Source organism: Pseudoduganella sp. R-43 (assembly GCF_049913255.1).
GTDB lineage: Bacteria > Pseudomonadota > Gammaproteobacteria > Burkholderiales > Burkholderiaceae_D > Rugamonas.
The window spans coordinates 2,750,437-2,773,980 of the sequence record NZ_CP183988.1 but is presented as its reverse complement, the minus strand read 5'-3'; the positions used below and the strand labels follow the sequence as shown (position 1 = coordinate 2,773,980).

16 protein-coding genes are annotated in these 23,544 nt (G+C 64.2%); 7 read left to right on the top strand and 9 right to left on the bottom strand.

Annotation, left to right across the window (positions count from 1 at the left end):
• Positions 1–65 precede the first annotated feature (65 nt).
• On the top strand, positions 66–314 hold the full coding sequence (locus ACN9M3_RS12745; RefSeq protein WP_426171196.1) for a hypothetical protein: 249 nt from the start codon (positions 66–68) through the stop codon (positions 312–314).
• Here the strand turns inward: ACN9M3_RS12745 and ACN9M3_RS12740 are convergent.
• The 5 genes from ACN9M3_RS12740 to ACN9M3_RS12720 form a co-directional block, all read right to left on the bottom strand.
• On the bottom strand, positions 287–1,378 hold the full coding sequence (locus ACN9M3_RS12740) for an SMP-30/gluconolactonase/LRE family protein (protein ID WP_426322853.1): 1,092 nt from the start codon (positions 1,376–1,378) through the stop codon (positions 287–289). The two genes, ACN9M3_RS12745 and ACN9M3_RS12740, sit on opposite strands and share 28 nt — an antisense overlap.
• A 122-nt stretch (positions 1,379–1,500) precedes the next feature.
• Positions 1,501–3,060 (bottom strand): DUF5060 domain-containing protein, encoded by a 1,560-nt coding sequence (locus ACN9M3_RS12735; RefSeq protein WP_426322851.1) that lies wholly within the window; start codon positions 3,058–3,060, stop codon positions 1,501–1,503.
• Positions 3,057–4,871, bottom strand: coding sequence for a glycoside hydrolase family 28 protein (locus ACN9M3_RS12730; protein ID WP_426322849.1), 1,815 nt, complete (start codon positions 4,869–4,871; stop codon positions 3,057–3,059). Before ACN9M3_RS12730 ends, ACN9M3_RS12735 begins: the two co-directional genes overlap by 4 nt.
• Entirely contained in the window at positions 4,868–8,638 is a 3,771-nt protein-coding gene (locus ACN9M3_RS12725; RefSeq protein ID WP_426171191.1) for a pectinesterase family protein, read from the bottom strand. The genes ACN9M3_RS12730 and ACN9M3_RS12725 overlap by 4 nt, the downstream gene beginning before the upstream one ends.
• A 1-nt stretch (position 8,639) precedes the next feature.
• A complete protein-coding gene (locus ACN9M3_RS12720) occupies positions 8,640–11,549 on the bottom strand; it encodes a TonB-dependent receptor domain-containing protein (RefSeq protein WP_426322847.1) in 2,910 nt (969 codons plus the stop codon).
• Between the two features lie 175 nt (positions 11,550–11,724).
• Here ACN9M3_RS12720 and ACN9M3_RS12715 point away from each other — a divergent pair, with 175 nt between their 5' ends.
• From ACN9M3_RS12715 to ACN9M3_RS12695, 5 genes are all read left to right on the top strand, one after another.
• Positions 11,725–12,384 (top strand): FadR/GntR family transcriptional regulator, encoded by a 660-nt coding sequence (locus ACN9M3_RS12715; RefSeq protein ID WP_426322845.1) that lies wholly within the window; start codon positions 11,725–11,727, stop codon positions 12,382–12,384.
• Between the two features lie 10 nt (positions 12,385–12,394).
• The gene (locus ACN9M3_RS12710) at positions 12,395–14,248 is read left to right on the top strand and encodes a glycoside hydrolase family 28 protein (protein ID WP_426322843.1); all 1,854 of its coding nucleotides are present in this window, start codon (positions 12,395–12,397) and stop codon (positions 14,246–14,248) included.
• 37 nt (positions 14,249–14,285) lie between these two features.
• Positions 14,286–16,256, top strand: a complete 1,971-nt coding sequence (locus tag ACN9M3_RS12705; protein WP_426322841.1) for a site-specific recombinase — start codon at positions 14,286–14,288, stop codon at positions 16,254–16,256.
• A gap of 218 nt (positions 16,257–16,474) precedes the next feature.
• Complete coding sequence (locus ACN9M3_RS12700) at positions 16,475–16,720, top strand: hypothetical protein (RefSeq protein WP_426171183.1); 246 nt, start codon at positions 16,475–16,477, stop codon at positions 16,718–16,720.
• Positions 16,721–16,799: 79 nt separating this feature from the next.
• Complete coding sequence (locus ACN9M3_RS12695; protein WP_426322839.1) at positions 16,800–19,661, top strand: response regulator; 2,862 nt, start codon at positions 16,800–16,802, stop codon at positions 19,659–19,661.
• Here the strand turns inward: ACN9M3_RS12695 and ACN9M3_RS12690 are convergent.
• The gene (locus tag ACN9M3_RS12690) at positions 19,658–20,197 is read right to left on the bottom strand and encodes a DUF4256 domain-containing protein (protein WP_426322837.1); all 540 of its coding nucleotides are present in this window, start codon (positions 20,195–20,197) and stop codon (positions 19,658–19,660) included. The genes ACN9M3_RS12695 and ACN9M3_RS12690 overlap by 4 nt on opposite strands.
• A gap of 114 nt (positions 20,198–20,311) precedes the next feature.
• Between ACN9M3_RS12690 and ACN9M3_RS12685 the strand changes: the two genes are divergently transcribed.
• Positions 20,312–21,334 (top strand): glycoside hydrolase family 53 protein, encoded by a 1,023-nt coding sequence (locus tag ACN9M3_RS12685; protein WP_426322835.1) that lies wholly within the window; start codon positions 20,312–20,314, stop codon positions 21,332–21,334.
• Positions 21,335–21,347: 13 nt separating this feature from the next.
• Here ACN9M3_RS12685 and trxB read toward each other — a convergent pair whose 3' ends face one another.
• The 3 genes from trxB to ACN9M3_RS12670 all read right to left on the bottom strand — a co-directional run bounded on the left by trxB (position 21,348) and on the right by ACN9M3_RS12670 (position 23,487).
• Complete coding sequence (gene trxB / locus ACN9M3_RS12680; protein WP_426322833.1) at positions 21,348–22,295, bottom strand: thioredoxin-disulfide reductase; 948 nt, start codon at positions 22,293–22,295, stop codon at positions 21,348–21,350.
• 96 nt (positions 22,296–22,391) lie between these two features.
• On the bottom strand, positions 22,392–23,021 hold the full coding sequence (locus ACN9M3_RS12675) for a glutathione S-transferase family protein (RefSeq protein ID WP_426171176.1): 630 nt from the start codon (positions 23,019–23,021) through the stop codon (positions 22,392–22,394).
• Positions 23,022–23,109: 88 nt separating this feature from the next.
• Complete coding sequence (locus ACN9M3_RS12670; protein WP_426171174.1) at positions 23,110–23,487, bottom strand: thermonuclease family protein; 378 nt, start codon at positions 23,485–23,487, stop codon at positions 23,110–23,112.
• Between the last annotated feature and the right edge of the window lie 57 nt (positions 23,488–23,544).

Here is a 23,544-nt window from a genome sequence, read left to right as displayed (position 1 = left end):
TCGTAGGGAATTATAGACACAACTATCCGGCGCACGATTCGCTGTGACCATATTGGCAACAGTATGTGCTTGTAAATTTGACAGGGGCGCCCAATATGGGCCGGACCGCACAGACAGGAGAAGCCATGTTCCCGAAACCGCCCCGGCCCGAACCGCCGCGCAAGGCAGTCGCCATGCAGGTCGTCCAGCAGCGCGTCACCGGCGCCGTCGATACCACGACGATCGTCGTGCCGACGCCGGCACCGCAGGCGCCCCTGCCGGCGGTGCCAGACGACGCGCCGGCCGGTCAGGGCCGTGGCATCCAGCCGATATAGGCTGCGTGCAGGCTCTGGATATAAAGGCGGTCCTGGCTTTCCAGAACTGCCGTGGCTTCCGGGTAGGCGCCGGAAGGATCCTGCAGGTCGGCCAGCACCTTGCCTTCTTCGCTGAAGGCGAACACGTGGCCATAGGCTTTCGGCACCGGCCACAGGGCGCGCGGCAAGCGCAGCGTGAGCTTGCGCATGAAGGGCTTTTGCGCCAGTTTGTCGATGGTCGGGTTGCGCGGCTTGACCAGGCCGGCCCAGATCTTGCCGTCACGCCCGCGCATCAGGTTGTCGGGATAGCCTGGCAGGTTGTCCAGCAGGACTTCGCGCTTGCCGCTTTGCGCGTCGATTTTCCAGATGCGGTAGCGGCCTGTCTCGCTGACGAACAGGGTGCGCCCGTCTTCCGACAGCGCGATGCCGTTGGCGAACGAAAAACCGCCGGCGAGCACGCGCGTACTGCCCTTCGATGGGTCGTAGGCCAGCACGCGGCCGGTTGCCGATTGCTCGAGGATATCCAGCACGCTGGCCTCGAACGTGCCGCCCCACTCGGCGGGCGCAAAGCGGGTCGAGGCGTCGGTGAAGTAGATCATGCCGCTGGGCGCCACCACGACGCCATCGGCATAGCGGATTGGATCGCCTTGCGCGACTTGCGCGGCCAGCACGGTGGCCTTGCCGTCCGGGGCAATCGCCAGCAGGCCTTTCATCACGTCGGCTGCAATCAGGCGCCCGCCGGCGTCGAAGTCGAAGCCAAGCACCCGTCCGCCGGTGCTGGCGAAGACTTCGCGCTCGCTGCCATCAGGCGCCATGCGCAGGATTTTCCCGCTGGCGACGGCGGCGTACAGCTTGCCGTCCGGTCCCATGGCCAGGTGCTCAGGGCCTTGCTCGGTTCCGATGTCGATTTTCTGCAGGCCGGCGAGCTTCGTGTTTGGCGCATGCGCGCCAAGGTATCCCGGGGCCTGTTGTGGCGTCCACGAAACCGGTTCAGCGGGCACTGGCCACAGCAGCAGGTAGGCCAGTAACCCAGCCAGCGTCAGGCCGGCGCCGGCCGCGATCTTGTGTCTCTTCGAGCTTTCCAAGAAAGTCTCCCCATAACAATGATGGCAGACATTTTAACTAATGGGCCCTGCCCGAACTGCGGCTGCATTTTCCCCGCCCGTGGCTTCCGCCGGCAGCGGCCACGAGGCGACGGCGCCGCGCTTCACGGCAGCCTCGTGATGCGCAAGGCCATGTAGGGACGGCCGGGCAGCGCGATGCGGCGGCCGTCCTTGTCGGCGAAGCTGTAGTTGTCGCGCTTGCGGATTTCGAACGTGCCCTCCACCGGCGTGACCAGCATGTTCCAGGTATCGATCACCTCGGCCTTGAATTTCATGCCATCCGCCAGGCCTGGCTTGGCCAGCACGAAAGGCCAGGCAACAGGCGCCTGGCGGCCGAAATAGCCCAGGTAGTACTGGCCAGGCTTGCCGGCAAACGGATACTCCTGCCATTTGTCGATCGGCTCCAGCCCTTCGGCCGGGCTGCCGGAAAGGATCTTGCGGAAGAACGCCAGCCGCGGCGGGCTTTCACCGCGCATGGTCCCGCCCTTGCCCAGCCAGGACATGTCGCCAGGGTCCTTGAAGATTTCGCTATGACCGACATAAGTGCCGGCAATCGCCCCCATCCAGAATCGCAGCACCATCTCCTGCCCGGACAGCTGCCCCCAGCGGCGCTCGATATTGCCCTCGTATTTCACCTCGTCGTAGACCACGGGCTTCGAGTACACGTCGCGCAGCAGCACGGCGCGCTCGAAGTCCTCCGCAATGGCGCCGCTTTGCACGCCGACGTGCGTTACCCAGGGCTTGGTGTGGTTGTACAGCACCATGGCATTGTGGATCGAGCGCAGGTGCCGGTAGGGATCGCGCTGCTGGACGATTTCGAAGTAGCGGTCCCACTCCGGCATCTGCTTCTTCACCAGGTAGTCGAATTCATTCGCCATCGACCACCAGACGTTGCGGTAGGAAGCCAGCCGCGCGACCACATAACGCAGGTAGCGCTCATTGACTTCGGCCGGCATCTGGTCGAAGCCCCAGAAGCCCTTGTCATAGGGATGGAACAGGATGACGTCAGCCTCGATGCCGAGAGCACGCAAGTCGCCGATGCGCTGCTCCAGGTGGCGGAAGAATTCGGGATTGAAGCGCGTGAAGTCCCACTCTTTCGGCGGCGTGCCTTCGAAGGGGAAGCGCGGCGGCTGGTGCCTGACGTCCTGGTTCGGAAATACCAGCATGCGGATCTTGTTGAACGGCCCCGCCGCCAGGGTCGCCAGGGTCTGGCGCTCGATGGATTCCGGCTGGTGGGTCCAGCCGTAACTGGTGGTGCCGACTTGCCAGAACGGCGTGCCGTCCTCATAGCCGAAATGATGCACGCCCTTCACCCGCACCGGACCGTGGTTGCCGGCCTTCGCGGCAACGACCGTGAACTTGCCGCGCTTGCCGTCGAGCGCCGCGCGATTGCTGTGGGTTTCGTACTCCCATTCGCCGACAGTATCCGGCATGAAGCGCACTTTGTACTGGCCATCGCCGTCGTAAAAACCCTCCACTGTCAATTGGCGCGTCCCTTGGCGGAAGGTGGCTGAAATTTCCACTTCGGTGAAGGGATTGCCGTCGCATGGCCCGCTCAGGGAAACTTCCTTGCTGGCCCAGCGCTCGACCAGGCCGGCGTCCTGTGCCTGCGCCCCCGCTGCTGCGAACAGGGCTGCCGCCAGCAGCGCGAGGATGTTCTTCATGCGTTCAGCTCCGTGTTGATGGTTTTCCCGGCTATCCGTACATTGGCAAGCCTGATGCGCCTGGCGTTGAAAACGAACCAGGGATCGGCGGCATTGCGCGGCGTGCCGAAATCAGCATCGGTGATGGAGATATCGCGTAGCGGCAGCACGGGGGTGCCGGGCGGCCCGTTATAGCTGCCCGGCACAGGGCCCAGCACCACCATGACCTGGTTGCAGGAGAAGGCTCCGTCCGGGCCTTGCACGTTGCTGGCGCGGATGCCGCTGAGGTGGACGTCGGACACCCTGGGCGGCCGGCTGCGCACGATGTCGTCCGCGGGGGCGTAGTCGCAGTCGATTGTCAGCACCGCGCCGCCGCCGGTCGAGGGCAGCTTGCCGCCCAGGCTGTTGCCCGGCAGGGGCTTGTACGGCCGTGGCGTGGTCTGCACGCCATTTGGCAGCGTGATGTTGCGCACGTGAAGGTGGCGCAGGTAGCCGCCGCGGTTCATATTGGTCTTCAGGCGGATCGCGGTCCACAGCGGGTCGCTGGCCCAGTGCGCGTTGCGGAACTCGATGTCCTGCGCATAGATATGTTCGATGCCGGCCGACATTTCGCTGCCCAGCGTGATGCCGCCATGGCCGCTGTTCATCACGCAATCCTGGATCAGCATATTGCGTGTCGGGCCGTATTGGGTGTCGCGGTTCTTGCCGGATTTGATGGCGATGCAGTCGTCGCCGGTATTGAATTCGCAGCCTTCGACCAGCACCGTGTCGCAGGCCTCCGGGTCGATGCCGTCGGAGTTGGGACCGATGCTGTCCATGCGTACGCGCTTGATGTGCACGTTGCGCGAGTTGAGCGGATGGTGGATCCACATCGGCGTGTTGACGACCATATAGCCTTGCATCAGCACATTGGTGCAGTCGACGAACTGGATCATCGAAGGACGCAGGAAATGGCCAAGGCCGAATACCCGCTTTTCCGGCGCAACGCCGGCTTCGGAAAGCGCCGGCAACAGGCTTGCGTCTGCGCGCCAGCCCTCGCCCGCTCCCTGTATCCGGGCCCGCGCCGCGGCATCGAGCTGGGGCGCCACTTCCGCCAGCGAAGCCGGATTGGCCGGGTTCGGAACGGACTGGTGCACGGCGCCGGGCAAGGCGCCTTTCGGGTTCATGCCCCACCAGCAGTTGCCGCCGCCGTCCTCGAAGGGAACGCCGGCCTGGCCGTTCAGGATGCTGCTCCAGTCTTCGCCGGTGAGGGCGATGTTCTGCTGGCCGCGCGCATAGACCATGGGGCTGAAGTTCAGGCAGTCGTTGCCTTGCCAGCGCGTGAGCACCAGCTTGCCGTTGCCGCCGCAGTCATAGTCGCCATCGCGCGCAAAGTCGGCAGGGTTGGCGCTGAACAGGATATGCGCGCCGGCCTGCAGGTGGACGTGAACGTTCGACAGCAGCGTGATCGGGCCTCTCAGGTACCAGTTCCCCGCCGGGATGACGACACGGCCGCCGCCCGCCTTGTGCGCAGCTGCGATGGCAGCCTTGACCGCGGCGTGGCTGTCATGCGATCCCGGCGCCTGCGTCTCCAGTTCGCCCTTGGCGTGGATAGTGGGATAGCCGTGTACCTTCGCCAGTTCGCAGGGCCTGGCGCCAAAGTCGCTCACCAGGTAGTCGCGCTGGGGAAAGCGGAGCGGCACGGCGAAGCGGCGCCGGATATCCTGCGCCCGCGACCACGGATCGGACGCCGCAACGGCCGATGCGGCGCTGGCAAAACCGAGCGCGCCCGCGGCGGCGGCACCTTGCAACAGCCTGCGGCGGCGCGCCGAATGCCGGACATTTTTACTCATGGCTGAGGGTTCCATCCTTTCCCGTTTGCGTATTGGGCGAAGACCTTGGCGCGGCTGTCATAACGGGCGGCGCCGGCGGGCGCCAGCACGCGCCCTGCTGCGCGCTGCGAAAGGTCGAGCGGCCTGCCCGCCAGATCGGTGCTGCCGCCCTCTTCCCAGCCCTTGCCGGCGCGCGGCTTGCCATGCCAGCCTGCGGCATTGACGTGCGGCCCGACGCTGCAATTGATAAAGCGCACATTGTCCCAGGCCGTGGCCACGCCCGGCCGCGCCAGGAAGGTCGCAGCGGGCGGCACGTCGTTGCCGGCCGGCCCGGGTCCATGCGTCAGGCGGCTGTTCAGGAAGACGAAGCCGGGATCGTCTTCAGCCACGGTGCGCGCTTGCACCAGGTAGCCGCCGCTCGAGGGGTTGGCGCTGTCGCCTACCGAGCGGATCTCGGATTCTTCGAACAGGGCGGCACGGTTATAGCCCCACACAAAGTCCACGTTGCCCGCCACCAGGCTGCGGTAGAACCAGGCGTAGCCCTTGACCTGGATCGTATCCTGCTCGCTGAGGAAATCGGCCTCGTTGGCGATCAGGCGCCCTTCGCTGTTGAAGTTGAGCGCTTCCGCCTGCGCCCCAATGGTCTTGCTGCGCCATGTCGTGTTGACCAATGTCAGCCTGTCGAGGCGCAGCAGGTCCGCATCCTCGACCAGGAACACTGAACGGCCTCCGCCGGCCCCGGGTGCCAGCGGCAGCTGGCCGTTGCCGCTGCCAGGATTGACGCCGTCGCTGTTTTCGCCGGCGATGATGGCGCCATGGCGGCTGTCACCACGCAACGTGACATTGTCCTTGCCGCGCAGGTAAAGCAGGCCGTCGTGCTTGCCGTTGGCGAGGCTGATGGTAACCGGAGTCGCGCGCGGGATGTTCTGCATTGCGTGGTCCAGCGCGCCCTGCACGGTACGGAAGTCGGCATTGCCTGCCGGCGCCACGCGCAGCGCCGTGCCTTGCGGCGCGCGGTCGCGGGTGCGGAAGGTCCATCCGGCCGGTTTCGCGATGCCTTCGAACGGGACCTCGGCCAGGGTTGCGCCTGTGAACACCTTGCCGTCCACCAGCACGTAGTAGTCGGTGCCGTATGCCAGCTTGCCGTCATGTGGACGGATCGTGGCAGTAGCCCCATCGAGCGTGATCGCCTTGTAGCGGACGACGCGCTGCACGCCGTCCCGGCTGGCGCCGATTTCGTCCAGTTCCAGGCCGGGGCGGATGACGTCGACCGTCACATTGTCTTTGGCGCGGACGATGCGGACCGAACCGCTGTCGCCGAGAGCCGGCGCCTGGTCGAAACGAAGCTGCAGCCGCGTGTCGACCGGGACGTCGCGCTCACCGGCCGCCGGCGAAGCTCTGCCCGTAGCCAGTGCGCCGCTGCGCGAAGAGGCTGCAAACGCCGCCCCCACGCGGACCGCCAGCGTCGCTGCCACGTTCGGATCTTCCGCACTGGCGAGCGTGACTGCCGCAAAGCCGGCGCTGCGGGGCGCCAGCACGAGCTCATCGCCGTCCACGCTGGCATCAAGCACCGAGGCATCGCTCGAGCTGGCGGCAAAGCGCAGGGCACGAAGGCCGCCGCGGCTCGCGGCGCGTACCGCAAAGCGCTGGGGCGGATCACCGGCCTGCAAGGCAAGCTGCTTGTGCCGATGGGCCAGGCCGATGCTGGCCGGCGGCTGCGCCATGCTTCCCGCACGCAAGCCATCGATCTCGAACCGGCCGCCCTGCGCCAGCACGCCGATGCGCGGCGGCAGCGAATTGGCTTCGTCGACACCGATCAGGCGCGTGCCGTTCAGGTAGGCAGTAAGCGCCGCACCGTCGACGTCGACGCGGATCGTGTAGAACGCCTCGCCTGCATCCGGCTCGATGCGCACCTGCTTCAGGAATTTCGGCTGGCCGTCGATCATGCGGAGAATATTGACCGCCATCCTGCCGCCCGGCGCAGCTTCCAGGCCGAAGCCAAGCCAGTTACGGTCGTCGGCGTAGCGCGCAATGACGTAGCCGCTGCGTTTCGCGTCGGTCGCCGCCGATCCCGGCGCAGGCCTCAGGCGCGCCTCGACATAGTAGGAAGCGCTGGTCGCCGCCGCGGTTTCCGCAGCCGGCACCAGCGCCGCGGCAGCCGTCGGCGCGGCAGGCGAAACCAGCCAGGGTTCGCCGCGGCACCACGCCGCTCCGCCGGCGCAAGCAGCCCCTTCGCCAACGCGCACCAGCCGCACAGCCATGTAGGGCCGTCCCGGAAGTGCAATGCTGCGCCCGTCCTTGTCGGCGAAGTTGTACGTATCGCGCTTGCGCATTTCAAACACTCCCGGCACCGGCGAGACGGTCATGTTCCAGGTATCGATCACCTCCGCCCGCAATCTCGTGCCTTCGGCAAGTCCCTTGTTGTGCAGGACCACCGGCCAGGAAACCGGCGCCTCGCGGCCGAAGTAGCCAAGGTAGTACTGCCCCTGCCGCCCGGCGAACGGGAAGCCCTGCCATTTGTCGATTGGCTCCAGGCCCTGCGCCGGGCTTTCCGCCAGGATCTTGCGGAAGAACTCCAGCCGTGCCGGGCTCTGGCCACGCAGCACGCCGCCCTTGGCCCACCACACCACCTCGTCCGGCGAAGTGTAGGTTTCGCTGTGTCCGACGTAGGTGCCGGCAATCGCCCCTTCCCAGAAGCGCAGCACCATTTCCTGCGGCGTCAGGTTGCCCCAGCGCTGAGGGAAGTTGCCCTCGTATTTGACTTCGTCGTACACCACCGGCTTGTTGTAGACATCGCGCAACAGCACCGCACGTTCGTAATCCGTGGCCAGAGAACCGCTTTGCACGCTGACATGCGTCACCCAGGGCTTGCCATGGTTATAGAACTCGAATGCATTGTGGATGGAGCGCAGGTGCTGGTAGGGATCGCTCGCCTGCACGAGCTGGAAGTAGCGGTCCCAGTCCGCCATCGACTTCGACTTGATGAAATCGAACTCGTTCGCCATCGACCACCACACGTTGCGGTAGGCCGCCAGGCGCGCCACGATGTAGCGCAGATAGCGCTCATTGGCCTCCTGCGGCATGGCGTCGAAGCCCCAATGCCCCTTGTCGTAAGGGTGGAACAGGATGATGTCCGCTTCGATCCCGAGATCGCGCAACTGTCCGACGCGCTGCTCCAGATTGCGGAAGAAGGCCGGATTGAAGCGGCTGAAATTCCACTGCGAAGGCGCCTTGCCCTCGAATGGATACAGCGGCGGCTCGTTCTTGTTGAATTCATAGCGCTTGGGGAACACACCCATGCGCAGCTTGTTGAACGGTGCCGTGGCCAGCGTGCGCAAGGTCTGCTCCTGCAAGGCCGCCGGCTGGTTGGTCCAGGAATAGGACGTGGTGCCGACCTGCCAGAACGGCGTTCCATCGGCATAGGCGAAATGCCAGGTGTTGTGCACGCGCACCGGCCCGCGGTTGCCCGGCCTCGGCGCAACCACCTGGATCTTGCCCGTCTTGCCGGACAAGGCGTCCCGGTTGCTGCGCGTTTCATACTCCCAGGTGCCGACGCTGTCCGGCATGAAGCGGACCTTGTACCTGCCGTTGCCGTCGTAAAAGCCTGCCACGGGGACGCTGCGGCCCCCTTGCCTGAACGTGGCCGCCAGTTGCACGTCCAGGAAAGGGTTGCCGTCGCGGGGCCCGGCCAGCTCGATCTCGGCCGTGCCCCACTGTTCCACGGGATCGGCTTGCGCCGCTGCCGACAACAGCAGGACGCAGGCCAGCAGCAGGCAACGCAGCAGCATCTTAGAACTTGAACTCCGCCGAGAAGCGATACACACGGCCCAGCATGTCGGCCATCGAAGTCACGTACCCGCCGCTATAAGTGCTGTTGGAGGTCAGTGGCGGCCATTCCTCGGTCAGGTTGTTGACGCCGAAGCTGAGGGTCGTGTTCTTGAAGCCAGTGTAGTTCACGTTCAGGTTGTACTGCTTGTAGGCCTCCACTTCGGTCAGGGTGGACCCGGCACGCGGGGTGACGTCGGTCACGCTCGAGTTATAGCGCTGCGACAGCGTGCTGGCCCAGGCGCCGTTGGTGTAGGTCACCGAGGCGGTATGCTTCCAGCGCGGGTTGATCTGCGGCAGGCCGGCCAGGCCGGCGTTCGGACCCGAGCCGCCGTAGCGGCCATCGTTGGTGATGATGCCCACGTTGCTCAGCCAAGCACCGTTTTTCTCGGACTGGAACTCATACTTGTCCATATAAGTGCCGTCCAGTTTCGCGTCGAAGGTGCCGAAGCTGGTTTTCGGGAAGCGGTAGCTGGCCGACAGGTCCAGGCCGCGGATGCGGGTCTGGCCGCGGTTGGCCTGGCTCGCCACGATGTGGTCGATGGTGCCGTCCGCATTACGCACGAAGTTCACGTCGTACTTGGCTGGATTCTGCTGGATCTCGGCGATGGTCACCGCGCCCAGCACGTCACGCAGCTTCAGGCCCCAGTAGTCGACGGTGATCGACAGGTCTTTCATCGGCTCCAGCGCGAAGCCGAGCGAGAAACCGCGCGATTTTTCCGGTTTCAGGAAATCGTTGTTCGGCGACTTGGTCCAGTAGTTGGTGCCGACGTTACACACCTGGTCATAGGTGTAGCCGGCCTTTGGCGTGCCGGTGCCCGCCACCAGCGGCTGCGAGCTTGGGCACAGGACCGGATCGTCCATCACCTGGTTGCGCACTTCCGGCGTCGGGTTCTGGATGTCGATGATCGACGGCGCGCGGAAGCCGGTATTCACGTTGCCGCGCAGGACCAGCTGCTGGAACGGCTGCCAGCGCGCGGCCAGCTTGGGGTTGACGGTGGTTTGCTTCAGGTCATAGTAACGGTCGGCGCGCACCGCTGCATTCAGCAGGAACTTGTCGGTAATCGGCGCATCGGCCTCCATCAGCAGCGAAGCGATGGTACGGTGGATCTTCTTGGCGACGCCTTGCGGGGTCTCGCCCACCAGGTCCGATTGCACCACGTTGCCTGCCGCATCGATGTTGTAGCTGCCGTCGGCTTTCTTCAGCACGTAGTCCAGCGGCGCATTGAAGGTCTGCGCGCCGTCGCGGCGCAACTCGCCCGAAACGGCCAGGGTCAGCGGGCCGCCCTTCAGGTCCCACACGCCCTTGGACAGGGTCACGTCGACACTCTGGTTGAAGGCCTTGTTAAGGCGATAGGTATAGTCGTCCGCCTGGATGCTCTGCAGGTAAGCCAGGCCGGCCGCGTCCTGCAGGCCGAACGGGTTCAGGGTGCCGTTATTGAAGCCTTCCTGCGCCTTGGTGTACGAGATATAGCCTGCGCCGGCACGCGTGTCGCGCTTCGACTCGCCGTAATTCAGGCCGGCGCGGTAGTCCCAGCCCAGCACCTCGCCTTCGGCAGTCAGCACGATGCGGTCGTTGGTCTGTTCGTCGTTACGGTATGCCGGGCCAAGTTCGGCAGGACCCCACTGGAAGTAGATGGTCCGGTTGTTCATGTTCAGGTTACTGACCGTGCCCGGCGTCTTGGCCGGGTCGATGAACATGGTCGGCGTGTTGCTGCCGGTATTGCTGCCCACCACCTGAACGGCCGGCGTGATGCCCTTGCCCGGATAGTATTTGCTGGAAGCCGGCAGCGAATAAGTGGTGAACGGGTTGGTCGACCCCGGCGCCTGCATGCCGCGGTATTTCTGGACCGTGAACTCGGAGTGCAGGATGTCCAGGTCCACCTTGTGGCCGCCCGGCAGGTTCATGCTGGCGCGGCCGCTGATGTTGGTGATCTCGCTGCCGTCGGTCACCGCATTCCAGTACAGCGGATTACGGGCGCAGCCCGGCGCATACACTGGCGGCGTGGCGGTGCTGTTGTTGCCCAGGGTCGGTGTGGCGTATGGCGACAGGCAGCCGGTGGCGAAAGTCGGGTTGTAGTTCGAGTTGGCGTTGCGCGCGAAGCCGAAGTTGGCGGCCGGGGTCGCGTTGCGGGCGTCCGGCGTGATGCCCAGGCCCAGCGTGCGCAGGATGGCAGGGTCGTGCTGCTCCGGGCGGTCGCTCTGGAACAGCGCATCCTTCTTCTGGTGGTCGATCGCAATATAGGCGTTCCAGCCGTCGCGCGACATGTTGCCGGCGCCCAGGATCATGCCGAAGCTCTTCGTATCGGCGCCGCCCTTTTCCGTCGGCGCGTATTCGGCCTTGACCGAAGCGCCTTCGAAGCCGCGCTTGGTGATGAAGTTCTGCACGCCGCCGATGGCGTCCGCGCCGTAGATCGACGCGGCGCCGCCGTTCAGGGTTTCCACGCGGTCCAGCGCCATGCGCGGCATCACGTTGACCGAGACATACTGGTCCTGCAAAGGCTCGTTGGCCAGGCGGCGGCCGTTCAGCAGCGTCAGGGTGCGCATCGGCCCCAGGCCGCGCAGGTTGATGATCGGCCCGGCCGCGCCGCTATTGGTGCCCAGCGACAGCGACTGCGGCATTTCCAGCACCAGGTCTTTCAACTCGGTGTTGCCGCGCGCCTGGAGTTCGCTGGACTTGATGGTGACCAGCGGGGTGGCGCCCTCATTGGCTACACGGCGGATCAGGGAGCCGGTCACCACGACCGAAGCCACCGGCTCTTCCGCCGGGGCCGCGGTCTGTGCGGCTGCCTGGTTCGCCATCTGAAGAACGGCCGCTGCTACGGCTGCTGCCAACACGGCGCGTTTGGTTTGAGGGCCTGCAACGTAATTCATGAGTCTCCTCCAGTTGTATGATCAAATTGGTTTGATCGATTTTCGATTTTGGTATAACCGCAGACTAAAGTGGTTAGGCCAATTTCACAAGAAGAAATTGCAAGCTTGTGCAAAAAAAGCCACTATTGGCCAGTCCAGATTGCTGTTTTGGTCTGACCACCTTAGAATTGCGCACATGGAGACCAGGCTATATAGACAGGTGGCGGACAAGATCCAGGCGATGATCGCCACCGAGGGATATGGGAGCGGCGATCGCCTGCCGTCGGAGCGCGAACTTTCGGCCAAGCTGGAGGTGAGCCGGGCGTCCCTGCGCGAAGGGTTGATTGCGCTGGAGCTGGGCGGGGTGATCGAGGTGCGCAGCAATTCCGGCGTCTATATATGCGACCGTCCAGGGCACGCGCCCGCCTTGCCCGAAGCCGGCCCGGGACCGTTTGAAGTGCTGTCGGCGCGGCGCGTGATCGAGGCCGAGATTGCCGCCATCGCCGCGCAAGTGGCCACCGACCGCGCGATCGACGCCATCCTCGTCGCGGTGGAAGCCATGGAGCGCGACCACGACGACGTGGCCACCAATGAACAGGCCGACCGCAACTTTCACATGGCGATTGCCAATGCCACCGGCAACAGCGCGCTGGTGGGCGTGATGAACCACCTGTGGGACCAGCGCGGCCACCTGTGGCACAAGCTCAAGGAACACTTCCAGACCGAAGAACTGCGCAAGGAAACCCTGGGCGATCACCGCGCCATCCTGCAGGCCATCGCCAGCCACGACCCGGGCACCGCCCGCAAGGCCATGCGGGTGCACCTTGGCCGCGTGACACGCACCTTCTCTGCTTAGGAGACTTGATTTGAACGCACCACGACAACTACGCCGCCGCAAACTGCTGCAAGCCGGCGCCGCCGCCCTGCTCGCACCGCAATGGCTGCCCGCGCTGGCGGCCTCCCCGCCCAGCCGCGCCAATGCCTGGCGCCGTGCCGACGCCATCGCCGCTGCACTGCGCGCTCCCGTCAGTTTCCGCAACGAGGATTTCCTGGTCACGGATTTTGGCGCCAGGCCGTGCGGCACCAAGACGGTCAAGGCCTGGGTTACCCACGACGACCAGGAGCTGGTCCCGACCCAGGCCGACGACGCCCATGACTGCTACGCAGGCTTCAAGGCGGCCATCGACGCCTGCGCTGCCGCCGGTGGCGGACGGGTCGTCATTCCCAAAGGGTACTGGTACTGCGCCGGCCCGCTGGTGCTGCGCTCCAACGTCCACGTCCACCTGCAAGCCGGAGCCCATATCCTGTTCTCGCAGTACCCCGACGATTACGCCCGCCACGGCGACTTCGACTGCGGCGCAAACGGCAAGCTGGTGCTCTCGCGCTGGCAAAGCAACGATTGCCTGAACTACTCGCCCATGGTGTACGCCGTCAACGCCAGGAATATAGCGCTGACCGGCGAAGACTGGACGTCGAAACTGGACGGCCAGGGCGGCGTCGCCTTCAACGAAGCCGGCGATTGCTGGTGGTCCTGGAAGGGCCGCAACCGCACCATGAACGCGGTCTCTCAGACCACGGCGCCCGGCTACAAGGAAGGCCAGCCGACGCAAGTGGTCCCCAACCCGCTCAACAAGCCGCTGGCGGAAATCGCCCCGGGCCTGAACGCCACCCAGCGCAAGCTGATCGAAGGCGAAGGCGACAAATGGCGCAGCGACGAGCGCTACCTGCCTGCCTTGTCCGAAGCAGGCGTGCCGGTTGAACAGCGCGTGTTCGGCAAAGGCCACTACCTGCGCCCGCCGATGATCCACTTCATCAACTGCAGCAACGTCCTGCTGCAGGGCTACCATGTGCAGAACACCCCTTTCTGGCAGCACCACCCGGTCACCTGCCGCAACCTCGTGATCCGCAAGGTCCACGCCGAAAGCCGCGGCCCGAACAGCGACGGCTTCGATCCTGAAGCCTGCGACCATGTGCTGGTGGAAGACTGCGTCTTCGATTCCGGCGACGACTGCATTGCCGTCAAGGCCGGCAAGAACCGCGACGTCCAGTACGGCCCGACGCGCAATATCGTGATCCAGGGCTGCACCATGCACAGCGGCCACGGCGCCGTGACGCTGGGCTCCGAAATGGCCGGCGGCATCGAGCACGTCTATGCCCGCGACCTGGTATTCGAGAACGTGCACTGGAAGACCGATCCGCTGAATATCGCCATCCGGCTCAAGACCAATATGAACCGCGGCGGCTACCTGCGCCACTTCTACGTGAAGAATGTGAAGATCCCGAATGGCGTCCAGCTCAGCCCTTCGCACTACGCCCTGCTGCCCGGGTCGCCGATCGACACCAAGGGGCTGGCCACCGCCGCCGGCGCCGTCGTTTCCTTCGACTGCGACTACCAGCCAGGCGCCGACAGCGTTCGCATCCGGCCGCCCGAGGTCTCCGATGTACACATCGAGAACCTCACCGTCGGCAATGTAACCAAAGGCGGCACCTCCGGCTCCTGCTACCAGGCCATTGCCATCCTCGGCCCCGTCGCCAGCGATTACAACGGCCCGCAGCCCGCACCGCCTGTGCTGCCGGTACGCCGGGTCACCATCAGCAACTGCGACTTCGGCAACCCGGTCAATGCCGCACAGCCGGTCTGGCTGTATAACGTGGCCGGCCTCGCGCTCGAAAACGTCAGGATCGGCGGCAAGGTCCTTAAGGCTACCCTAAGCGCCTGATTGGACAAGCAGCGCGATCGCCAGTATGCTGTCGCGAATGATGATGGACAGCATACTGGCGCGCATCCAGGCCACGGCCCCGTCGCGCGATACATCCCTGCTGCAGGAACTGGTCGGCACTGTACGTCCCCGCCATGCAAATGACCTGCAACAGGCTACCAACCGCCTGCGCGCCCTGGCGCACCTGCTTGCTACGCGGCCAGAGTGGGCGCAAGCCCTGCGCGAATACCTGGCCGAAGTAGTCGGACAGCGCAAGCTGGTGCACCTGCTCACCGATACCGGCGTGTTGCAGAACCAGGGCTTCTTCGGCGAGCTATGGCGCCGCCTGAATCACAAATGGCTGCCGCCGACCGTCAACGACGCCTACCTGAAAGACGTCTTCGGCCAGATTTTCAATCGCCAGGATGACTACAAGTGGGTCAACGGCGTCGAACCCACGGTCTGGCTGGACTTGCTCAATACGCTCCAGTTGCCGCAGCATGGCTGGCTGCAGGGGCAGGCGCTGGGTGAACTGCTGGAAGCCATCCAGGTGCTCTCCTACCGCATCAGCGCCATCGGCCTGGAGCCTGAACTGGTGCGCGTCCATCCGGACATCGAACGCTTCGAATCGCCCTTCCTGCGCCAGAATGCCGAAGTGGTGCAGCTGACCGAAGCCTGGCGCGCCCGCCTGGTCGACGCCCAGGCCGCAGTGCCGGATGCCCGCCACCTCGACGTGCTTCTCAGCCAGTGCGAAGAAATCATCGGCCGTGCGCGCAAGGCGGCATCGGTGCAAGGGGTGTCGGTCAGCCTGACCCGCCTGTTCCTGCGCCTGACGCAAAGCATCGGCCGCCTGCGCATCCTGCTGGACCTGCTGGAAGCGCCCTCCTTGCAGGAATCCCTGCCCAGCGCGCTCGGCCTGTTCCAGCAACTGGTGGAAGCCGACAATCGTAAACTGAGCCTGACCGACCTGTTCCAGACCAATACCGAGTTGCTGGCCTTGCAGGTGACGGAGCACGCCGGGCGTTCGGGCGAACATTATGTCGCCAGCACGCGCGCCGAATGGCTGTCCATGATGCGCTCCGCCGCCGGCGCGGGATTCATCGTCGGCTTCATGGCGACGCTCAAGATATTGATGGCCCGCCTGCTGCTTGCCCCGATCGGCTACGCCGCGCTGTATAGCCTGAACTACTCGCTCGGCTTCATGCTGATCCACGTGCTGCACTTCACGGTGGCCACCAAGCAGCCGGCAATGACGGCGGCGCGCATCGCCGCTGCAATCGACGAAGGCCAGAAGAAGCTCGATGAACTGGCCGAGCTGGTGGTCAGGGTGCTGCGCTCGCAATTCGTGGCGATCGTCGGCAATGTGGCGCTTGCCATGCCCACCGCCTTCGCCATCGCCGTGGGATGGCAGGCGGCATTCGGCCAGCACCTGGCCGGCGCGGAAAAGGCCCAGCACCTGCTGCACGATATCGACCCGCTGCATAGCCTGGCCTTGCCGCATGCGGCAATTGCCGGCGTGTGCCTGTTCCTGGCCGGACTGATCTCGGGCTACTACGACAACAAGGCGGCTTATAACGATATCGCCGCGCGCCTACGGCAGCTGCACTGGTTGCGCTGGCTGCTGGGCGAAAAGCGGCTGGGGCGCGTCACCGATTACATCGGCCGCAACCTTGGCGCACTTGCAGGTAATTTCTTCTTCGGCATCATGCTCGGTACGATCGGCACCATCGGATACGTGCTGGGACTGCCGATCGACATCCGCCATGTGACCTTCTCGAGCGCCAATTTCGCTTTCGCGCTGGTTGGACTGGACTACCAGCTCAGCACCGAGCAATGGCTGCTGTCGCTGTCGGGCATTGTGCTGATCGCGCTGACCAACCTGGCGGTCAGCTTCTCGCTGGCCCTGATGGTTGCGTTGCGTTCGCGCCGCGTCAGTTTCGGCCGCGGCCGGGCCCTGGCCGGCATGGTATGGCAGCGCTTCCGCCAGGCGCCGCGCAGCTTTTTCCTGCCGCCGCCCGAAACGTCCTGAAGCCGTTCGTGAACCAGCTCACCGCTTCCGTTGATGGCTTCACGCACACGGCTACAGGCAATCCTGACCGAGGGCCGGGTGCGGGCGGCAAAACTTGATATGAAGCCTTGCCGCGTGCTACAGTGCAGCACTACGCTCCGGCATGCCCGATCCCGCCTGCCGCCGCCCTGATATCCGCTGCACCCCACTCTTGTGCGCTAGCTTCACCATGAAACTGCATGCGCACGCCCACATCTTCCCTTATCCTGAATGCCCACTGCATTGATTTCGTCTACGGCGGTGTATATGCCTGGGCCTATCTTGCCATGGCAGGGGTAGCCGATCCCGAGATCATTGCCATTTTGCGCACACCCTTCGACCGCTGGGGCGATGCCCATCCCAGTATTGCCGACGTTGCCGAGCGGGCGATGCGCACAGTGGGAATCCAGCGCCCAGTCGAGGCCTACAACTGTACAATGCCATGACCAGCTTACAACTTGCCCATCCGAAGGAAGAAGCAACTTGGCTCAAATTCGGCAACCAAGAAGGCCCACCGTTCGCCGCATGCTGTTTGCACTCGTGCTGGCATGCGCCCTCCCCGCGGCCCTGGGCTTCGGCCTGCTGATCCAGCACTTCTATACCCGCGAACGGGCCCAGGTCGAGCGCGATTCCCTGTTCGTCGTGCGCTCGATGATGCAGGCGGTCGACCGCGATCTCGACCTCGGCATCACTGCGGCCAGGGCGCTGGCCATGTCGGCGGAACTCGACCAGGGCGACCTGGCCGGCTTTCACCGCAAAGCGGTCAATATCGTCAATGCCGGCTTTCCCGGTTCGAACATCGTGCTCAGCACGCGCGACTCGGTCCAGCTCCTCAACACGCTGCTCCCCTTCGGCCAGCAGATTCCCGACCCCGGCAGCCGCGAACGTATCCAGCGCGTGTTCGAAACGGGGCAAGTCGTGGTGTCGGACGTATTTATTGGCGGCGTTACCGGCAAGCCCCTGGTCGCGGTCCATGTGCCGGTCATACGGGGCGGCCAGGTCGTCTATTGCCTTTCGGTTGGCTACCAGCCCGGCAACCTGGGGCGCGTCCTCGCTTCCGGAACCCTGCCCAGGGATCGGGTGCTTGCCATTTTCGACCGTAAAGGCGTGATCATTGCACGCACCCACGAACCGGAGCGCTTTGTCGGCAAGCCCGGCTCGGACGCCCTGGTCAAGCGGCTGGGCGAGACCGATGAAGCCGTGTTCGAGTCCACGACGCTGGAGGGCATCCCGGTGTACACGATTTTCACCCGCTCCAGCCGCAGCGGCTGGGCCGTCGCGGTCGGCGTGCCGCGCGCCACCATCTTGCAGGAGCTGCTGGCCTCCGTCACCTGGCTTACCTGGATCGTGCTGGCGCTCCTGCTGGCGGGCTTCGGCCTGGCCTGGTTCATCAGCGGCAAGATCCGGCAGCTTGAAAGCCTGATCCACGAACGCACCGACCAGCTCGAGGACGCCAACGTGCGCATCAGCACTGTTGTCGACAGCGTCGGGGAAGGCATCGTCACCATCGACGAGCAAGGCCGGATCGAAACCTTCAACCGTGCGGCCAGCGAAATCTTCGGCTACTCAGCGCAAGAAGCCGTCGGCGCCGGCATCCAGATGCTGATGCCGGAGCCGATACGCGCCGCGCACCAGCATGGCATGCGGCGATTCCTGTCGGGCGGCGATCCGCACGTGATCGGCAAAGGCGCCGTCGAACTGCCCGCATTGCGCAAGGACGGCACCCAGTTCACCGTTGAACTGACCATCAGCGCCATCCGCGACGAAGGCAAATATCGTTTCGTCGGCGTCCTGCGCGACGTGACGGAGCTGAAGAAGTCGCAGGAAGCCTTGCGCGAGGCGGTCAAGGAAGCGCAGGCAGCCAATGCGGCCAAGAGTTCCTTCCTCGCCAACATGAGCCACGAACTGCGCACGCCGATGAATGCCGTGCTGGGGATGGCGCATCTGATGACCACCACCCCGTTGTCGCTGGAGCAGCGGCGCTACCTGACGATGCTGCGCACTTCGGGGCAGTCCCTGCTGGCACTGCTGAACGACATCCTCGACTTCTCCAAGATCGAAGCCGGCAAGGTCCAGCTCAATACGACCCGCTTCGAACTTGACGCGGTACTGCACGCGGTATCCACCATCATGAGCGTGAACGCCGGCGAGAAGGAGCTGGAACTGGCCATCGGCGTCGAACCGGACGTTCCGCGCATGCTGCTCGGCGATCCCCTGCGCCTGCAACAGGTGCTGGTCAACCTCACCAGCAATGCCATCAAGTTCACGGCAAGGGGTGAAGTCAGCCTGAAGGTCGAATGCGCGGAGTGCGACGAGCAGCGCTCCGTCATGCGCTTTATCGTGTGCGATACCGGTATCGGCATCTCGGCGGAACAAAAGGCCAACCTGTTTGCGCCCTTTGCCCAGGCCGACGAATCCGTCACCCGCAAATTTGGCGGCACCGGGCTCGGGCTGGTGATCTGCCAGCGCCTGGTCGAACTGCAAGGCGGCAGCATCGCGCTTGAAAGCCGGCCGGGCGAAGGCAGCACCTTCACCGTCACCCTGCCCTTCGGCGCCGTACCGGCCGGCCAGCAGCAGGCGCCAAGCGGCGCGGGCGCACGGCCGCTGCGCGTGCTGGTGCTGGACGACCACTTCACCAGCCGCGTCTACCTGTCCAAGACGCTGCAAGCCTGGGGCTGGGGCGTCGACGTTGCCTCCTCCGGGGCAGAGGTGGAGAAGATGCTCGCCCTCGCCGCCCAGCGCAACTTGCCTTATGACGTGATACTCGCCGATTGGAGCGTGCCCGGCGAAGACCAGCGTTATATCGAATCGCTGCGCCATGCGCAAGGACCGGCAGTTCCCGTGATACTCATGGTGAGCGCCTACGAGCGCAGCAAAATGCTCGAAGACGATGCCGATCGAGAAGGCCTGCTCACCAAGCCGATTACCGCGTCCGCCCTGTACGATACCGTGCACGAGGTGCTGGACAAGGCCGACCTGCATGAGGTGCAGGCGGATGCAGCGCCGGCCTTGCGCATCAGCGGCCGCCTGCTGCTGGTGGAGGACAACGCGATGAACCAGCTTGTCGCAGTCGGCATCCTGGAGCGCGCCGGCGCTACCATCGATGTCACCGGCAACGGCGAGGAAGCGGTGCGCATCCTGCGCGCCTCGCCCGAGGCCTACCGCCTGGTCCTGATGGACGTGCAGATGCCGGTCATGGACGGTTACACGGCGACCCGCATCATCCGCCAGGAACTGGGCCTGAAGCTGCCTATCGTGGCGATGACGGCAGGCGTCATGGAATCCGAACGCGCCGATTGCCTGGCGGCGGGAATGGACGACTTCATTCCCAAGCCGCTCGATATCGACGAGATGATGCAAACGCTGGAACGCTACCTGCCGCCTTAAACCCTCAGGATGCCGCGGAAGCCGCGCGCCGCGTAATACGACTCGGCGCCATTGTGGTACAGGAAGACGTGGCCGTAGCGCCGGTCGCAGAACAGGGCGCCACCCTGCTTGCGGATGTCGGCCGGCGTCTGCACCCAGCTTGAACTCTTGCGGTCGAATTCACCCAGCGTTTGCAGGTGGCGGTACTCGGCCTCGGTCAGCAGCGTGATGCCGATCGCCTTGGCCGCTTCCAGCGCGCTGCCGGAAGGCTTGTTTTCCTTGCGGCCATCCAGTGCGGCCCGGTCGAAACACAGGCTGCGCCGCCCTGCCGGGCTTTCCGGCGAACAGTCGCAGAACACCACTTCACCCGTCGCGGCGTCGACGCCCACGACATCGGGCTCGCCGCCGGTACGTTCCATTTCCTCGAGTACGCGAAGCTTGCCTGGATGCGCATCCAGGCGTGCCTGCACTGCGTTCCATGCCAGTTCCTGGTGGCGCTCCATGTTCTTGAGGAAGCGCTGCTCGAGGAGTTCGCTCAACTGATGGGATGTCTTCATCTTGAAACCTCGATCAAAGTCTCATATCAATCCTGCATGGCCCGCACCAGTTTCGTCATACCTGCGAAGCCTGTCCTTGGTCTAGCATTGTGCCACCAAAAATAGCGAAAGAGGATGATGAAGAAGATTGGTGCGCTGCTTGCCTTGCTCCTTGCAATCGCGACGCCTGCCGGAGCCGGGGAATTTGCCAAGGGAGCCGACATCGGCTGGCTCCAGCAAATGGAAGCCACCGGCTACAAGTTCCATGACGAGCAGGGCAAGCAGGAAGACGCCTTGCAGATCCTCAAGGACCACGGCATCAATACGGTGCGACTGCGCACCTGGGTCAATCCTTCGGACGACAGGACGAATGGCCACAACAGCAAGGACGAAACCGTGGCCATGGCCGTTCGCGCGCAGAAGATGGGCATGCGGGTGATGATCAACTTCCATTACAGCGATAGCTGGGCCGATCCGTCGAAGCAGAACAAGCCCGCTGCCTGGGCAGGCCACGACTTCCCGCGCCTGCTGGAAGACGTCTACAGCTATACCTATGAGGTCATGTCCGCCCTGCAGGCGGCTGGCGTCGCGCCGGAATGGGTGCAGGTTGGGAATGAAACGCCGGGAGGGATGATTTATCCCGAAGGCAGCACCAGGAACTGGCCGCAACTGGCGCAACTGATCAACAAGGGCTACGATGCCATCAAGGCCGTCAGCCCTGTATCCAAGGTGATCCTGCACCTGGACCGCGGCAATGACAGCAAGCGTTTCAGGACCTGGTTCGACAATGCAAGGGCCAATGGCGCACGCTACGACGTGATCGGCATGTCGTACTACCCCTACTGGTTGCCCGGCAAGCCGGATTATAAACAGTCGATCGACGCCCTTGCCCGCAATATGAACGACATGGCCGCGCGCTACGGCAAGGAGGTCATGATCGTGGAGGTGGGCGGCGAAGACAAACGCCCGCAAAACACGTATGAGATGCTGGTCGCCGTGCAGCGCAAGGTCAAGGCGGTACCCAACCAGAAGGGCTTGGGCGTGATCTACTGGGAACCATTGGGCGCGCGCAGCTGGAGCAACTACCCGCTCAGCGCCTGGGGCGACGACGGCAGGCCGACCAGGGCGATGCAAGCCTTCCTGGCCGAAGAACGCTGACGCCCTGCCCGGCCTATCTGGAAAGCTGCTCCAGGTAGCGCTGTGCATCCAGTGCCGCCATGCAGCCTGTCCCCGCGCTCGTAATTGCTTGCCTGTAGATGTGATCCTGCACATCTCCCGCCGCAAACACGCCGTCGATCGAGGTCAGGGTTACCATGCCGTCGAGGCCGGACTTCGTCCTGATGTAGCCGTCCCGCATCGCCAGCTGGCCTTCGAAGATGCTGGTATTGGGCTTGTGCCCGATGGCGATGAAGATGCCGTGCACCGCCAGCGCTTCCAGTTCACCGCTGGCGTCGCGCAGTACCGCGCCGCTTACTCCGGCATCGTCGCCCCGGACTTCGTGCAGCGTCGTGTCGAGTTTCAGGACAACCTTTCCCTCGGCAACCTTCGACATCAAGCGGTCGACCAGGATTGGTTCTGCGCGGAACCGGCTGCGCCGGTGGACCAGGGTCACGCGCGCCACAATATTCGACAGATAAAGCGCCTCCTCCACCGCGGTATTGCCGCCGCCCACTACCAGCACTTCGCGGCCACGGTAAAAGAAACCGTCGCAAGTGGCGCAGGCCGACACACCGCGTCCCATGAATGCCTGCTCCGAGGGGAGCCCCAGGTACTGGGCCGAGGCGCCGGTGGCGATGATTAAGGCATCGCAAGTGTACTCACCGGCATCGCCGACCAGCCGGATCGGGCGCTCATCAAGGTGGGTGGTGTGGATATGGTCGAAAATGAAGCGGGTGCCGAAGCGCTCGGCATGGTCGCGGAAGCGATGCATCAAATCCGGCCCCTGCACGCCCAGCGGGTCGGCCGGCCAGTTTTCCACGTCGGTCGTAGTCATCAACTGGCCGCCCTGCTCGAGGCCAGTAATCAGGGTTGGCTGCAGATTGGCGCGGGCAGCGTAGACGGCGGCGGTGTAACCGGCAGGACCTGAACCGAGAATGAGCAGGCGGGAATGTTGTGGCATGTCGGGATCCTCAAATAATCACAATGCAGGTTAATACCGGCATGCCGCGAAAAAGTTCATTCCTTCCTGCTGTAGTGGGCAATAAACCGCCTGGGCTTAGAAAGCCTTCTTGCCAGGCATCAGCTCGTGCGGGTGGCGCCAGCCAGGCAAGTCGCTGATGCGCTGTTTCCACGCTTCGATGTGCGGGAATTCGGCCAGGTCGATCCCGGTCTCCTCCGGCATGTAGACATAGCCAATCAGCGACAGGTCCGCGATGGTCAGGCGGTCGCCAACCAGGAACTTGTTGGCGGCCAGGTGCTTGTCGACGATGCGATATGCGCCGATCGCACGATCTCGCAGGAACTGGGTGACGGGCGTGTCGCCGGTCTTCTGCAGGCCGTACATGAAGCGCAAGGTCGCGTAATAGCTGGTGAACTTGTGGTTGTCGAACAGGATCCAGCGCCAGATTTCGCGCTTCTCTTCATCGGTGCGAGGACCGAATTTGCCGGTCACCTCGGCCAAGTAGTCGAGGATCACGCCGGACTGGCTGATCTTCAGCCCCTTGTGCTCGAGCACCGGAATCTCTCCCATTTCATTGAGATTGTCACGCCAGCCTTCCGTGCGCGTCTCGCCGCCGAAATAGTCCACTACCACAGGCTCCCAGTCCGCGTTGGCCAGCGCCAGGAAAAGGGCTGCCTTGTACGAGTTGCCGGAAGCAGCAAAGCAGTGCAATTTGAATTCCGCCATCTTGGTCCTCTTGAGTTGGGTGTCGTCAGGCGGATAATAGTAAAACAGATTGACGGCGGCTGCAGGGCGGCGTTCAGGGCACAGTCCACTAGTTCAGGTAGCTGCTGCGCGCCTTGCGCTCCTTGCGGAACAACCAGGGTTCGAGCGGCTCGCGTTCCGCCCATAAACCGACCCGGGAGCTGCGCGCTGCGGCCTGGATTGCCGGCAGCGAAGGATCATGGTTGTACTGGGGGTAGACCCAGGCCATGCCTTTGCGCACCTGCGCCACGTTGGCGTTGACGTCGCCGCAATGGACGACGGCCACGGTGCGTCCGTAACGATCCTGTTTCCCCGAGTCGAGCGTCGCGTCGCGGCCAAAGCAAAGGTCCGACAGCGACTGCTTCGAACGCGCGCCGAAAGACTGTTTCTTTTCCGGCGCATCGATATTCGCCAGGCGAACCTTGACCGGACGGCCCTTGCTCAGCACAGTCAGCGTGTCGCCATCGGAAACGCCGATGACCGTGTCTGCGTATGAATGAGTACA